The 12799-nt window shown below is 72.2% G+C and carries 18 protein-coding genes; 9 read left to right on the plus strand and 9 right to left on the minus strand.

Annotation, left to right across the window (positions count from 1 at the left end; all coding sequences use genetic code 11):
* Positions 1-10: 10 nt before the first annotated feature.
* Complete coding sequence (locus Q9G87_RS38815; protein ID WP_305921571.1) at positions 11-571, minus strand: dihydrofolate reductase family protein; 561 nt, start codon at positions 569-571, stop codon at positions 11-13.
* A 312-nt stretch (positions 572-883) separates the two neighbouring features.
* Here Q9G87_RS38815 and Q9G87_RS38820 point away from each other — a divergent pair, with 312 nt between their 5' ends.
* The gene (locus Q9G87_RS38820) at positions 884-1168 is read left to right on the plus strand and encodes a hypothetical protein (RefSeq protein ID WP_305921572.1); all 285 of its coding nucleotides are present in this window, start codon (positions 884-886) and stop codon (positions 1166-1168) included.
* A gap of 52 nt (positions 1169-1220) precedes the next feature.
* On the opposite strand, the gene pyrF is transcribed toward Q9G87_RS38820, so the two are convergent.
* Positions 1221-2054 (minus strand): orotidine-5'-phosphate decarboxylase, encoded by an 834-nt coding sequence (gene pyrF / locus Q9G87_RS38825; RefSeq protein ID WP_305921573.1) that lies wholly within the window; start codon positions 2052-2054, stop codon positions 1221-1223.
* A gap of 123 nt (positions 2055-2177) precedes the next feature.
* On the opposite strand from pyrF, the gene Q9G87_RS38830 reads away from it, so the two are divergent.
* Positions 2178-2654 carry a DUF2283 domain-containing protein gene (locus Q9G87_RS38830; RefSeq protein ID WP_305921574.1) on the plus strand — a complete coding sequence of 159 codons (477 nt, stop codon included), beginning with the start codon at positions 2178-2180 and terminating at the stop codon, positions 2652-2654.
* A gap of 27 nt (positions 2655-2681) precedes the next feature.
* Here the strand turns inward: Q9G87_RS38830 and Q9G87_RS38835 are convergent, their stop codons facing one another.
* A complete protein-coding gene (locus tag Q9G87_RS38835) occupies positions 2682-3041 on the minus strand; it encodes a hypothetical protein (RefSeq protein ID WP_305921575.1) in 360 nt (119 codons plus the stop codon).
* 19 nt (positions 3042-3060) lie between these two features.
* Between Q9G87_RS38835 and Q9G87_RS38840 the strand changes: the two genes are divergently transcribed.
* Positions 3061-3855, plus strand: a complete 795-nt coding sequence (locus Q9G87_RS38840; RefSeq protein ID WP_305921576.1) for a Cof-type HAD-IIB family hydrolase — start codon at positions 3061-3063, stop codon at positions 3853-3855.
* Here Q9G87_RS38840 and Q9G87_RS38845 read toward each other — a convergent pair.
* Positions 3846-4235, minus strand: a complete 390-nt coding sequence (locus tag Q9G87_RS38845; protein WP_305921577.1) for a winged helix-turn-helix transcriptional regulator — start codon at positions 4233-4235, stop codon at positions 3846-3848. The two genes, Q9G87_RS38840 and Q9G87_RS38845, sit on opposite strands and share 10 nt — an antisense overlap.
* An 80-nt stretch (positions 4236-4315) precedes the next feature.
* Between Q9G87_RS38845 and Q9G87_RS38850 the strand changes: the two genes are divergently transcribed.
* Positions 4316-4978 carry an NADPH-dependent F420 reductase gene (locus Q9G87_RS38850; protein WP_371825889.1) on the plus strand — a complete coding sequence of 221 codons (663 nt, stop codon included), beginning with the start codon at positions 4316-4318 and terminating at the stop codon, positions 4976-4978.
* 119 nt (positions 4979-5097) lie between these two features.
* The gene (locus Q9G87_RS38855; protein WP_305921579.1) at positions 5098-5469 is read left to right on the plus strand and encodes a hypothetical protein; all 372 of its coding nucleotides are present in this window, start codon (positions 5098-5100) and stop codon (positions 5467-5469) included.
* 60 nt (positions 5470-5529) lie between these two features.
* Here Q9G87_RS38855 and Q9G87_RS38860 read toward each other — a convergent pair whose 3' ends face one another.
* Positions 5530-6165: a TetR/AcrR family transcriptional regulator gene (locus Q9G87_RS38860; RefSeq protein ID WP_305921580.1), complete on the minus strand. Its 636-nt coding sequence runs from the start codon at positions 6163-6165 to the stop codon at positions 5530-5532.
* A gap of 142 nt (positions 6166-6307) precedes the next feature.
* Between Q9G87_RS38860 and Q9G87_RS38865 the strand changes: the two genes are divergently transcribed.
* The 3 genes from Q9G87_RS38865 (at position 6308) to Q9G87_RS38875 (ending at position 9050) form a co-directional block, all read left to right on the plus strand.
* Positions 6308-7546 (plus strand): NAD(P)/FAD-dependent oxidoreductase, encoded by a 1239-nt coding sequence (locus Q9G87_RS38865; protein WP_305921581.1) that lies wholly within the window; start codon positions 6308-6310, stop codon positions 7544-7546.
* Between the two features lie 61 nt (positions 7547-7607).
* A complete protein-coding gene (locus tag Q9G87_RS38870; protein ID WP_305921582.1) occupies positions 7608-8819 on the plus strand; it encodes a cytochrome P450 in 1212 nt (403 codons plus the stop codon).
* Between the two features lie 30 nt (positions 8820-8849).
* Positions 8850-9050, plus strand: coding sequence for a ferredoxin (locus Q9G87_RS38875; protein ID WP_305921583.1), 201 nt, complete (start codon positions 8850-8852; stop codon positions 9048-9050).
* Positions 9051-9070: 20 nt separating this feature from the next.
* On the opposite strand, the gene Q9G87_RS38880 is transcribed toward Q9G87_RS38875, so the two are convergent.
* A complete protein-coding gene (locus Q9G87_RS38880) occupies positions 9071-9733 on the minus strand; it encodes an endonuclease V (protein WP_305921584.1) in 663 nt (220 codons plus the stop codon).
* 59 nt (positions 9734-9792) lie between these two features.
* Here Q9G87_RS38880 and Q9G87_RS38885 point away from each other — a divergent pair, with 59 nt between their 5' ends.
* A complete protein-coding gene (locus Q9G87_RS38885) occupies positions 9793-10533 on the plus strand; it encodes a sulfite exporter TauE/SafE family protein (RefSeq protein WP_305921585.1) in 741 nt (246 codons plus the stop codon).
* 57 nt (positions 10534-10590) lie between these two features.
* On the opposite strand, the gene Q9G87_RS38890 is transcribed toward Q9G87_RS38885, so the two are convergent.
* From Q9G87_RS38890 to Q9G87_RS38900, 3 genes are read right to left on the minus strand one after another with little or no spacing between them, the layout of a single operon-like run.
* Positions 10591-11325: a type 1 glutamine amidotransferase gene (locus Q9G87_RS38890; RefSeq protein WP_305921586.1), complete on the minus strand. Its 735-nt coding sequence runs from the start codon at positions 11323-11325 to the stop codon at positions 10591-10593.
* A 42-nt stretch (positions 11326-11367) separates the two neighbouring features.
* On the minus strand, positions 11368-12195 hold the full coding sequence (locus Q9G87_RS38895) for a bifunctional 5,10-methylenetetrahydrofolate dehydrogenase/5,10-methenyltetrahydrofolate cyclohydrolase (protein WP_305921587.1): 828 nt from the start codon (positions 12193-12195) through the stop codon (positions 11368-11370).
* Entirely contained in the window at positions 12192-12797 is a 606-nt protein-coding gene (locus Q9G87_RS38900; protein ID WP_305921588.1) for a cyclodeaminase/cyclohydrolase family protein, read from the minus strand. Before Q9G87_RS38900 ends, Q9G87_RS38895 begins: the two co-directional genes overlap by 4 nt.
* Positions 12798-12799: the final 2 nt, after the last annotated feature.

Raw genomic sequence — 12799 nt, forward strand, 5'->3', positions numbered from 1 at the left:
CGCCCCGGCGTCAGGACCGTTCGTAACGCAGCAGCACCGTCCGCGCGTCGAACGTCCGCGAGTCCACCAGCCGCAGATCGACCCGGTCCTTCTGCGGCGGGAACACGGGCTTGCCGCCACCGAGCACCACCGGGTGCACCATGATGTGGTACTCGTCGATCAGCCTCAGCTCGGTGAGGGCGGACGCTAGCTGAGAGCCGCCGTTCAGCAGCAGGTCCTGGTCCGCCTGGCGCTTCAGCTCCGCGACCTCCCCGGAGAGGTCGCCGGATACGATCCTGGTGTTCCAGCCCGCCTCCTTCAGAGTCGAGGAGAAGACGACCTTCGGGGTGCGGCGCCAGATGGGCGCGAACTTGAGGTCGTGCGGGTGGTCCGACATGGACTCGGCGTCCGGCCAGAAGCTCGACATCATGTCCCACACGACGCGGCCGTACAGGAAGGTGCCGACCCGCGCCTGGATCTCGTCCCCATACGCCGACAGCTCCGGCCCCATCTCCGGCCAGTCGAACTCGCCGTTCGGGCCCTCGATGTAGCCGTCGACGGAGGTGTGGACCCAGTAGATGAGCTTGCCCATGATGTGCTCCTTCGTCTTTCGTCTTTCGTTGTTCTCGTGACTGGGTCGGAGCCGCATCCGGGTTCTCTACATCCTTCTCGAAGAATTTCCCCGATCAGTTCTCGAGCGGTTGCCGAGCAGCCACTTCTCCTGCTCGTAGTCCTCCAGGGCGGTGAGCGCGACATGGCCGGTCCCCTCCAGCTCCGCCGCCTGCGCCGGGTTCGATGCCGGTCGCTGGGGTCGGCGAGGACGACGCGGGCAGTGCGTGTGATTGATCATCCCCGGACCATGACAAGCGGGTTCGTGGGGGGTTGGCGGGGCAGGTGGTGGCTTATGAATGAGAACCCCGAAGAACTGCCGGAAGCCGTGGGTGGCGTGGAGGGGGAGAGCGACGTCGTCGCGGAGCGGTCCGGCGCCGAAACCCCGAGAGCCCGTCGTCCCGTTCCGGCCGACCCGCCGGAGATACAGGACCAGCCCGCAGGGACGGAGGGCTCTGAGGCCGGATCTCAGGCTGGCACCCAGGAGGAGTCCCGGGTGGGCGCGGGGAAGGACTCGCAGGAGGACCCGCAGCGGGACGCCGAGGAGGTCACCCGCCCCGACGCCGGCCCCACCGGTTGACACCTCCGACCCCCACCCGGCGGTGCTCGTGGCCGTCAACCGCTCTCTCCGGTCAGGACCTGCGGCGGGCCGCCGTGAGGTCGCCGGACAGGTAGGCGGCGCACTCGTCCCGGTAGTGGAGCGTACGGCTGCGCAGCCGCTTGGGGTCGGCGAGCACCGCCCGGGACACCGAGGGCAGGACGGCGTGGCGTACCGGCCCGAACAGCCGCGCCACGTCGGCGGGCGTGGCCCCCTGCGCGCCCAGCCCGGGCGCGAGAATGGGCCCGTTGAGGTCGGTCAGCGAGTGCTCCAGCTTGGGCAGCGTGGCTCCCATGACCACCCCGACGGGCCCGAACGGCGTGTGTCCCGCGTTGGCCGCGGCCGCCCCCGCCAGCACCTGGCCGGCCACGAGCTGCTGGAGCTCGGCCGCTTCCGGATTGGAGGTGCGGGCCAGCACGAACACGCCCGCGTCATTGGCCACGGCCGAGGTGATGGCCGCTTCCAGCGACCCGAACCCCAGGTATGGGCTCAGCGTCACGGCATCGACCGCCAGCGGGCTGCCCCGGTCCAGGTACGCCTCGGCGTAGGCCGCCATGGTGCTGTCGATGTCGCCGCGCTTGACGTCCAGCAGCACCAGCGTCCCCGCCTCGCGCAGGTCCGCGATGGTGCGTTCCAGGACGGCGATGCCGCGGCTGCCCCACCGCTCGAAGAACGCCGACTGCGGCTTGACCACGGCGGCCACGTCGGCCACCGTCTCGACGACCGTACGGCTGAAGCTTTCGAGACCGGACGGCGAGTCGTCCAGCCCCCACGCGTCGAGCAGCATCGGGCTCGGATCGATGCCCACACACAGCGGTCCGCACTTGTCGAGCCTGGCTCGCAGGCGCGTTCCGAACGACTCGTCCATTTCCGGGCCCCTTCACGTATTCCTTGCGGCGACCCTATGGGACCGGCCGCCGGAGTGAACAGGAGAGAGACCGTTCCCGTTGGTCAGTCTTCCAGGAGTGGCCTCCGGGGTAGATCAGCAGACATGTACGAGATCGCCCATCGGGTGCTGGCGCTGCGCAGCGAACCCCCTCGTGACGTGGTCGTCACGGTCGGGGTGCCGTATGAGGAGCCGACCGGAGCGTGGTCGTGCCCCTACCGGATCGACGGACTCGACGGGTGGGAACATGAGAGGAAAGTCACAGCGGGCGACTCGCTCGGGGCGGTCGAGCTGGCGCTGGCGATGACCCGGGCCGCGGTGGCGGCCTCGCACGAGGCCAAGGAAGGGCTGCTGAGCTGGGAGGACGCCCCGTCGGGGCCGCAGACGCGGACGGTGTACGTCACCTGGGACAAGGAACGCGACATCGCCTATATCGCGATGAAGCACGAAATAGTCCCAGGTGAGGCGGCGCGTCAGGTCGTGGCGGACGACGTCGTCCTCGACTACGAGGACGCAGGGCGGCTGCTCGGCCTGGAGCTCATGAACGCCGCCACCCGGCTCCCGTCCGAGATGCGCATCTGACATCCTCCGCCCCTGTGGGCGGCCGGCTCACCGGGACGTCAGCCACCGCCAGCGCGGCAGCTCCAGCACCACCGTGACCACGGCCAGCACGGACACCAGCGCTGCGGCGACCGCGTGCCACGCGGACCACGCCGCCGCCACCGCGGTCACCAGCTGCAGGACGACCAGGCCGATCGTCACCTGACCCGGCACGGCGACGATCACGTTCCGCTTGTCGCCCGGGGTGGAGAAGACCGTCGGAAGCCCGATCAGCACCACGACCGACACCACGGCCAGCGGCACCGAATGAGGGGCGAGGGCCCAGGGGGTCGCGACCCAGGCGACCAGTTCGGTGGCGAACCGGAACGCGGACGCGACACGACCCTCCGGGCGGATGGGGGAGGACACTCCCGTACCTTACCTTTTCATGATCTTCCCCCGCATCGTCGCCACCGACCTCGACGGCACCCTCCTCACCTCCGATCGCACCGTGTCACCGCGCACCAGGAGAGCGCTCCAGACGGCCCGCGCGGCCGGCGCCGAGATCGTCTTCGTCACCGCGAGAGCGCCGCGCGGCGTGCGTGCGGTCGCCGAGCAGGCCGGCGTCACGGGCACCGCCATCTGCAGCAACGGCGCGATCGTCTACGACCTGGGAACGGATGAGATCACCGGCAGCCTGCCGCTCGACGCGGTCTCCGCCAGGAAGGCCGCCCAGACGCTCGCCGCGGCCCTGCCGGGGGTGGGGCTGGCGGTCGAGACCGGCCGGGCGATCCTGACCGAGGCCGCCTACACCAGGCGGATCGCCGACGACCTGGCGTATTACCGCGAGGTGCGCTCGGTCTTCGACGAGGACCAGCCCATCGTCAAGCTGCTCGCCCTGTCGCCGACGCACACGGCGGACGAGATGGCCGCGGCCGTGACGGCAGTGCTCGCGGGGCTCGCCGAGGTCACGCACTCCGGCGAGCAGGGGCTCCTGGAGATCAGCGCCCCGGGGGTGACGAAGGCCGCCACGCTCGACCAGCTCTGCAAGGAGCGCGGCGTCGATCCGAGCGAGGTCGTGGCGTTCGGGGACATGCCGAACGACCTGGCCGTGCTCGCGTACGCGGGCGCCGGCTTCGCGATGGCCAACGCTCACCCGGTGGTGCTGGCCGCCATCGAGCGGCGCACGCTGTCCAACGATGAGGACGGCGTGGCCGTGGTGCTGGAGCGGATCTACGGCTGACCTGCGGCGTGGTCGCCGCCTCTGGTCGCCGGTGGTTCGGGGGCGGTGTCCCAGCGATCTTGGGCGGCCAGCACCTCGTCGGCGTGCGTGAAGGCCCATTCGCCGAACGCCTCGATCGGGTCGAGGAGGGTGCGGCCCAGGTCGGTGAGCTCGTACTCGACTCGCGGCGGGGCCTCGGCGTACGTGCGGCGCGCCACCAGGCCGTTGAACTCGAGGCGGCGCAGCGTCTCGGTGAGAACCTTGGTGCTGATGCCGCCGATCTCCTCGCGCAGCCGCCCCGGTCGCCGGGGGCCGTGCCGCAGGGACCACAGGACGACGGCGCTCCAGGTGTTGCCGATCAGGTCGAAGGCGAGTCTGGCCTGGCAGTCGGCGAGGAACAACGAGGGCCTCCGTTAGGCACCGAATGGTGTGTGACGAGCTTTCTACTGTCCTCCTATCAGTACACAGGAGGAGGACGGTCATGCGTATCGGGATTCTGGGCGCGGGCGGCATGGCGGACGCACTGGGCACGCAGTGGGCCAGAGCGGGTCACGAGGTGATGATCAGCGGCAGGGACCTGGGCAGGAGCGCCGCTCAGGCCGAGAAGATGAGTGCCGCCCTGCCGGGGACGCCGGTCCGCACGGGGAGCTGGGCGGAGGTGGCCCGGTTCGGGGAGGTCGTGGTGGTGGCCGTCAGGGCGGCGGGGCTCGTCGACGTGCTGGAGGCGTGCGGTGCTGCGCTGCGCGGCAAGCCCCTGGTCGACGTCACCAATGCAGCCGACCTGGCCGCGTATGATCCGGGACGCCCGCTCGCCGGTCTGATCCGCGATCTCACCGGTGGTCACGTGGTGAAGGCGTTCAACCTGTGCCATGTGGACGTGTGGCGGATGACGCCGCCGGTGTTCGACGGGCGGCCGCTCGCCGTGCCGTTGTGCGGCGACGACCCGGCGGCGCTGGCGGCCGTACGCACGCTGGTCGCCGATCTCGGCTGTACGCCGGTGGACGGCGGAGGGCTCGACCGGGCGAGGTTGCTGGAGGCGACGGCGGCGTTCGTGATCGGCCTGTGGTTCGGCGGCGCCGACGCCCAGGCGATCCTGCCCCCGCTGGCCTCCTCCGGCGCCCACCTCCCGGCCGAGCCCCGCTGACGCTGGCGCGGCTCGCGTACGCCCTGAGGCGTAGCGGTGATGACGACGGGTGGCGGATGCCCGGCGCGCCTGACGGCATGATCCTGGAGGCCTTCCTACGAGGTCGAAGGAGTGTCCACGTGGTTACACAGGTCGCCAAGACAAGCGGGTACCTGACCGCGTTCAAGATCGCCACCACCCTCAACACGCTGGCCGTGCTCGTCCAGGCCGTGACGGCCGGCCAGCTCATGAGCGGAGGAGGCGCCGGCATGCATGGGATGGGGGCGCTGGCCGTGCACCTGCTGGGTCTGGCGCAACTCGTCGCGGCCGTGCTGCTGTGGCGGCCGGGGCGCGGCGCCGCCTGGCCCGCCCTGGTCAGCCTGGCGGTGCTGCTGTTCGGCTTCGTCCAGTCCATGCTGGGCGGCTCGGGCGCGGTGGCCGCGCACGTGCCGCTCGCCATGGGGCTCTTCGGGCTGAGCGTGTGGCTGCTCGTGTGGGCGTGGCGCCGCTGAGCCCGGGAGCGCGCTCGGGGGCGGGGAGATCCAGGCGGAGGGCGGTGGGCCGGCGCGGGCTCAGGTGATCGTGCCGGCCTCGACGTGGTAGAGCCCTGTGAAAAGTGGCCAGGTCAGGGCCGCCATTTCCGCAGGGGAGCGGGGGCAGCCCCGCTGCAGCCAGTCGGCGGCCACGCCGATGATCGCCCCGGCGGTGAACGCGGCACGGACGTCGTGCGGGCTGTCCAACGGCGAGGAGGCCCGCCGCGGGAGAGCGCCGCCGGCGTCCCGGTGCGTGTGGTCGTAGACGGTCGCGGTGATGCGGCGGCGGATGTGGTCGGAGACGCGTGCGCTCCCCTGCGGCCCCAGCAGGGCTCGGTAGAGCCCGGCGTGCTCGGCGAGGCTGGCGAAGAACGCCTCCAGCGACTCCGCCGCGTCCTGTTCCCGGTCCGCCGAGTCCACGTCGGGGACGGGCAAGGAGTCGATTAAGCCGTCGATCATCGCGGTGCACGCGGCCTCGGCGAGCTCGTGGACGTCCCGGTAGTGATCGTAGAAGGTCGAGCGGCTCACTTCGGCGCGTTCGGCGACGTCGGCGACGCTGATCCGGGACAGGTCCTGCTCCTCGACGAGCTCGAGCAGCCCGCGTGCCAGGGCCGCGTGGGTGCGGCGCACGCGCCGGTCGCCCGCTGAGGGGGTGGTGTTTCTGGTCGTGGCCACGTCACCAGCTTACCAACAAACGACATATGCAGGTTTTCCTACATTTGTCGGGTAATGTGGTGTCGCGGGACGACCGAAAGGACCACGACACCATGCGGAAACCTGCCGTCCGGGCCGCCACCCTGCACCGGGGGGACGCCCCGTGAGCACGCCCGCGAGCGTCCTGATCGTCGGGGCGTCGGCCGCCGGCCTGAGCACGGCGGAGGCGTTGCGGCGGCACGGCTACCAGGGCCGGCTGACGCTGCTCGACGCCGAACGCCATCAGCCCTACGACCGGCCGCCGCTGTCGAAGCAGGTCCTGGCCGGCGCCTGGGAGCCGTCCCGCACCCAGCTCCGCACGGACGCGCAGCTGGAGGCCTTGCGGGCCGAGTTCGTGCTGGGCGAGCCCGCCGTCGCTCTGGATGCGGCGGCGCGTGCCGTCACCACCGCCTCCGGCCGCGTGCTGCGTGGCGACGCCGTGGTCATCGCGACCGGCCTGACGCCCTGCCGGCTCCCCGGCCAGAACGGCCAGAACGGCCAGGACGGCCAGGACGGCCAGGACGACCGGGACGGGCTGGCGGGCGTGCACGTGCTTCGCGGCCTGGACGACACTCTCGCCCTGCGCCACGACCTGACCGCCGCTAAAAGGCTCGTGGTCGTGGGGGAGGGCGTGCTGGGCGCGGAGACCGCCGCCACGGCCCGCACCATGGGCCTGGACGTCACCCTCGCCGGCATGGGACGCACCCTTCTGGGTGACCTACTCGGCGACGTGGTCGGCGCGATGCTCACCCGGACGCACACCGAGCGCGGAGTACGGTTGCGGCTCGGCTCCGTGGTCGAAGGGCTGACCGGCGCCGGCGGACGGGTTACGGGGGTGCGGCTGGCCACCGGCGAGGTTCTGCCCGCCGATGCGGTCGTGGTGGCCATCGGCTCCCGCCCGGCCACCGGCTGGCTGGCGGACAGCGGCCTCACCGTGACCGACGGGGTCGAGTGTGACGCGCGCTGCCGCGCCGCCGAGGGCGTGTACGCCGTCGGCGACGTGGCCTCCTGGGAGCACGAAGGCCTCGGCAGGCGGCTGCGCCTCGAAAACCGCACCAACGCCACCGAACAGGCCCAGGTGGTCGCGGCCAACATCCTCGGCGCCGACCGCCCCTACACGCCGATCCCGTACTTCTGGACCGACCAGTACGACGTCAAGATCCAAGCCCACGGCCTGCCGTCGGCGGCAGCCGAGCTGGACATCGCCGAGGGCGATCCGGCGCAGCACCGCTTCGCCGCCCGCTACCTCGAGGGCGGCCAGGTCACCGGCGTGCTCGGCTGGAACATGCCCAAGCAGGCCCGCCTCCTGCGGCAGCAGGCCCTGGGCACCTGGCATGCCACCCAGCCCTTCGCACCCGCGTGACGGCGGCGAACAGCCGGCCGTTCCCGGGCGACCAACCCATCCGTTCATGAGGAGATGCCGAATGAGTCTCGACGAGCAGGCCCTGACCTACCCGATTCCCAACGACGCGGCGCTGGAGCCGCCCGCGGAATGGGCCGAGTTGCGCGGCAAGTGCCCGGTGGCGCACGTGACGCTGCCCAGCGGCGACCAGGCGACGCTGCTGACCCGCTACGACGACGTCAAGCAGGTGTTGGCGGACCCCCGCTTCACCCGCCAGCTCACCGCCCCGGACGCGGCCCGCTTGTCGGCGGACGGGGGCGGGGTGTTCAGCAGCGACATGGCGACGGTCATCCCGGACGGCGGGGAGGAGCACCAGCACTGGCGGCGCCTGGTCGGCAAGTGGTTCACCGCCAAGCGCATGAACGCCCTGCGGCCCCAGATGGCGCAGATCGCCGAAGAGCTCATCGACGACATGGTCAAGCGCGGCGCCCCCGGCGACCTCAAGGCGTCCCTGGGCTTCCCGCTGCCGGTGTACGTCATCTGCGACATGCTCGGCGTGCCGGCCGCGGATCGGGACCGGTTCTCGTACTGGTCGGACACGTTCCTCAACCTCACGCGCTACAGCAAGGACGAGATCGACGCCGCCCAGGCCGAGTTCTTCCAGTACATGTCCGGCCACGTCGCCGCCAAGCGGGAGCAGCCGGGCGACGACATCCTCAGCGAGCTGATCGCGGCCGGCGGCCCGGAGGACGGCGGGCTGACCGACATCCAGATCCTGGCCACCGGAATGGGGCTGCTGGTCGCCGGGCACGAGACCACCGCCAACATGATCGGCAAGATGGTGAGCATGCTGCTGGCCGACCGCACCCGCTGGGAAGCGCTGCTGGCCGACCCGAAGCTGATCCGCACAACCGTGGAGGAGTCACTGCGCTTCGACGCCAACTCCGGCTTCGGCCTGCCGCGCTACCTGCGCGACGAGACCGAGGTCAGCGGCACGGTCCTGCCCCGCGGCACCACGGTGATCTGCAGCATGGCCGCGGCCAACCGCGACGAGAGCGCCTTCGAGGCCGCCGACCACATGGACCTGACCCGCAGCCCGAACCCGCACCTGGCCTTCGGCTCCGGCGCCCACTCCTGTCTGGGTCAGGCGCTGGCCCGTACCGAGCTGCAGGTCGTGCTCGAGGTGCTGCTGCGCAAGCTGCCGGCCCTGGACCTGGCCGTGCCCGTGGAGGACCTGGAACGCGTGGAGGGGCTGGCCGTCGGCGGCCTGCGCACCGTGCCGGTCCGTTGGTGACCGCCTGATCGACACCCGGAGGGAATCATCATGAAAGTCATCGTCGACGAGGTCAAATGCTGCGGCGCCGGCCAGTGCGTGCTGATCGCGCCGGAGGTGTTCGACCAGCGCGAGGACGACGGCATCGTCATCCTGCTCGAGCCCGAGCCCGGTGCAGACCAGCACGCCGCGGTCCGAGAGGCCGCCGCCGTCTGCCCCGCCGCCGCCATCGAGCTCAGCGAAGAAGCGTGAGCCGAGGGCCGATCCAGGCGTCAGTCCGGGTGCCTGGCCAGGTGGTCGGCGCGCCGGATCGGCTCGGGGAGCCGGTAGCGCGGGGCGAGGCGGAGGACCTGGTCCGTGGCCGTGTCCAGGGCGATGCGGTGTCCTTGGGAGACGTACACCGGCTTGACGCCGCGCTGCGTGCGCAGCGCCCGCCCGACCGTGGCTCCCTCGTGGACGATCGGCGTCCACGCCCCGCGCTGCGGCCCGGGTGGCTCGTGCGTGCCGACGAACGGCGTCTTGCCCACGCCCAGCGCCGGTAGCCCCGTCAGCACGCCGATGTGGCAGGCCAGGCCGAACCCGCGCGGGTGCGCCAGCCCGTATCCATCGCAGACCAGCAGGTCCGGCGTCACCGTGAGCTGCTCGAGCGCCTCGACCAGCGCGGGCAGCTCGCGAAAGGCGAACAGACCGGGCACGTACGGGAACGCCGCCTTCCCGTGGACGACCACCTGCTCCACCACGGCCAGGGCGGCGGCGTCCAGGACGACCACCGCGGCCGTCAGGCCGTCGCCCGGGCCGTGGTAGTGCACGTCCAGGCCCGCCACCAGGGCGAAGGTGTCCGGCCCGGTGAGCTCGACGTGCCCGCGAAGCCGGTCCTGAAGGGCCTGCGCCTCGGCGACCGTGGAGGGCCATGGATGAAGCTGCTCAACCCGCACCCGCCCTACCGTAGTGCCCCGCCCGCAGGGACAAATCGGACAACACATAGCATGTCCCCGTGATCTTCGGCGAAGCTCTCGGCCTGCTCGCGGTCGGCGTCGTGGCCGGTGTGGTGAGCACAGTCGTGAGCCTCGCCTCGATCATCTCCTACCCGGCCCTCCTGGCCTTCGGCCTGCCCCCGCTGGCCGCGAACGTCACCAACACCGTCGCCCTCGTCTTCACCGGCGTCGGCGCGGCCGCCGGATCGCGGCCCGAGCTGGCCGGCGAGGGCGGCCGCGTGCTGAGGCTCGGCCCGGTGGCCGCGCTCGGCGGGGCGTCGGGCGCCCTCCTGCTGCTGGTCACCCCCGCCAGGACGTTCGAGCTGATCGCGCCCTGGCTGATCGCGATGGCGTCCTTGTTGCTGGCCCGGCCACCGTCCGGGCGGGTGCGCGGCGAGCACGGGATTCTGGGGCGGGTGGGGCTGTTCACCGTGACGATCTATGTGGGGTATTTCGGCGCGGCCGGGGGCATCCTGGTGTTCGCCGTGCTGGCCGCCATGCTCGACCACCCCGCGGCCAAGGTGAACGCGATGAAGAACGTCATGACGGGGCTGGCGAACGCGGTGGCGGCGCTCGGGTTCGCGATCTTCGGGCCGGTCGACTGGGGCGCGGCGTTGCCGCTGGCGGCCGGGTTTCTGCTGGGAGGCTGGGTCGGGCCCAAGATCGCGCGCCGGATGCCGGGCCACAGCCTGCGTTACCTGGCGGCCGTGTGCGGGCTGGCGGTGGCGCTCAAGCTGGGCTGGGACTCGTACGCGCGCTGACGGCACGCTCTGGGCCGGTCTGTCACGCACGCTGACGGCACTTTCTGGGCCGGTCTGTCACGCACGCTGACAGTACGCTCTGGGCCGGGTCTCGTAGGCGCACGCGGCACGCTCGGCGACGAGCGCGGCGAAGCGCATGGTCACCTCGCGCCAGATCGGCGTGGACACCGGCTCGTCGGCCACCGCCGTGGCATAGACCTCGCCGGGGTCGAAGCCGTCCGCGCGCCACTCCCGGATGCGCGCAGGCAGCACCTCGGGGTGAAACTGCACGCCCCAGGCCCGCTCGCCCACCCGGAACGCCTGGTAGGGGCACGCCTGCGTCTCCGCCAGCCAGACGGCGCCCGCGGGCAGCGCGATGATCGCGTCCTTGTGGTGCTCCACGGCGGGCACCACCGGGGGAAGCCCGTGGAAGAGCGGGTCGTCGGCGGCCTCCGGCCTGATCGTGAGCGGGACGCTGCCGTTCTCCGGCGCGCCCGCGTCTCCCAAGACCTCACCTCCCGCGACCTCGGCGATCATCTGACCGCCCAGGCAGATGCCGAGCAGCGGCACCCCCTCCGCCAGCGCCTGCCCCACCAGCCGCCGGGCGTCCGCCAGCCATGGGGCCCGGTCGTCGTCGCCGGGCAGGTAGCCGCCACCCAGCATGATCATGGCATCGTGGCCGAGCCGATCGGGCAGGGGAGCGCCGTCGTGGGCGAGCACGACGTCCAGCTCGTGCCCGGCCTCGGCCAGCCAGTCGCCCAGCCGGGCCGGGCCGCCGCTCCGGCTGTTCTGCACGACCAGCACGTCACCCATCACACGCCTCCGCCATCCACTCGATGATCAGCCGGTCGTCGCTCACGGGAGGTTCGCCGCCCTGGCGGTGTGGCGCAGCAGCAGCGCGGTCGTCACCGGGCCGACGCCGCCGGGCACCGGGGTCAGCGCCCCGGCCACGCCCGCGACCGCGTCGAAGTCGACGTCGCCGGTCAGCCCGCCGTCGTCGGTCGGGTTGGTGCCGACGTCGATCACGACCGCACCGGGCGCGACGTGCCCCGCGCCGATCAGCCCCGCCCGGCCGGCGGCCGCGACCAGCACCTCGGCCGTGGAGGTGACGGAGGCCAGATCACGGGTGCGCGAGTGGCAGACGGTGACCGTGGCGTGCCGGTCGAGCAGCAGGTGGGCGAGCGGCTTGCCGACCACGGTCGAGCGGCCGACCACGACGGCCCGCCGCCCCTCCAGCTCCACCTCGTAGTGGTCGAGCAGGGCCATGACGGCCGCGGCGGTGGCGGGCGGGAACGCCGGTCGCCCGGCCGCCAGCCGGCCGAGCGAGAGGGGGTTGGCGCCGTCGACGTCCTTGCGCGGGTCAATCGACGCGGCCAGCTCCTGCGCCGAGGAGCCGGAGGGCAAGGGCGTCTGCAGCAGCACGCCGTGCACGCCGGAGTCGCCGCTGAGCCTGGTCAGCATCTCGCCGATCTGCTCAGGGCGGGCACCCGGCCCCAGGTCGACCACGTCGCAGGCGATGTCGACGCCGGCCGCCGCCTTGGCGAGCGACCGGACATACCACAGGCCGGCCTCGTCGTCCGTGGCCACCACCACGGCCAGCCGCGGCTGAGGGCCCGCCGCGGCCTCGGCCTGCGTCTGGGCGCGGATGGCGGCGGCCAGGTCCTTGCCGGTCAGCGTCTTCACCGGTTGATCTCCTCGCGTACCTCGGCGGTCACCCAGTCTGCCCTGGCGACGGCCGGATCCACGGCGGACAGGCGGATGTTCAGCTTCTCGCGTACTCGTTCATCCTTGATCCCGCCGAGGTTGACCTCGACGTTCACCCGCGCGGTGGTGAGCGCGGCGCGTGCGGCCTCCGCCGCGGCGGCCACGTCGGTGACGACGTTGCGGTTGCCGATCGGCAGCAGCAACTCGCACAGCTCGATCACCCGCGTGGCCTCCTCGATCACGCGGGCCGGCGGCTCGGCGGCCCCGGCCAGCGCGGCGGCGATCGCGGCGCTGCGCTGCTCGCCCTTGGGCAGCCGGTAGGCGTCGGTGACCGCGGTGAACGCCGCCGCGTCCTCCTCGGCCAGTTTCAACGCCCGCGCCCGCAGCATGTCGGTCTCGGCGATCACGGCGACGACGGCCTCGGCGTGATCGGCGTACTTCTCGCCGGTGCTGTAGCGGGCGACCATGCCGAGCAGCGCGGCGGCCTGGGCGGCGTGCAGGGCCGCCGCCGCGCCGCCGCCCGGAGCCGGCCGCCGGTCGGCCAGTTCGGCCAGGAAGTCGACGATCTTCAAGTCGCGCATGG

Source organism: Nonomuraea turcica, assembly GCF_030718205.1.
Classification (GTDB): Bacteria; Actinomycetota; Actinomycetes; order Streptosporangiales; family Streptosporangiaceae; genus Nonomuraea.

Bases quoted from the DNA above. Each gene is read 5' to 3' on its own strand.
- pyrF (WP_305921573.1), bottom strand. From the start codon at position 2,054: ATGGACGAGTCGTTCGGAACGCGCCTGCGAGCCAGGCTCGACAAGTGC.
- Q9G87_RS38900 (WP_305921588.1), bottom strand. From the start codon at position 12,797: ATGCGCGACTTGAAGATCGTCGACTTCCTGGCCGAACTGGCCGACCGG.
- Q9G87_RS38815 (WP_305921571.1), bottom strand. From the start codon at position 571: ATGGGCAAGCTCATCTACTGGGTCCACACCTCCGTCGACGGCTACATC.
- Q9G87_RS38820 (WP_305921572.1), top strand. From the start codon at position 884: ATGAATGAGAACCCCGAAGAACTGCCGGAAGCCGTGGGTGGCGTGGAG.
- Q9G87_RS38890 (WP_305921586.1), bottom strand. From the start codon at position 11,325: ATGGGTGACGTGCTGGTCGTGCAGAACAGCCGGAGCGGCGGCCCGGCC.
- Q9G87_RS38875 (WP_305921583.1), top strand. From the start codon at position 8,850: ATGAAAGTCATCGTCGACGAGGTCAAATGCTGCGGCGCCGGCCAGTGC.
- Q9G87_RS38830 (WP_305921574.1), top strand. From the start codon at position 2,178: ATGTACGAGATCGCCCATCGGGTGCTGGCGCTGCGCAGCGAACCCCCT.
- Q9G87_RS38840 (WP_305921576.1), top strand. From the start codon at position 3,061: ATGATCTTCCCCCGCATCGTCGCCACCGACCTCGACGGCACCCTCCTC.
- Q9G87_RS38850 (WP_371825889.1), top strand. From the start codon at position 4,316: ATGCGTATCGGGATTCTGGGCGCGGGCGGCATGGCGGACGCACTGGGC.
- Q9G87_RS38870 (WP_305921582.1), top strand. From the start codon at position 7,608: ATGAGTCTCGACGAGCAGGCCCTGACCTACCCGATTCCCAACGACGCG.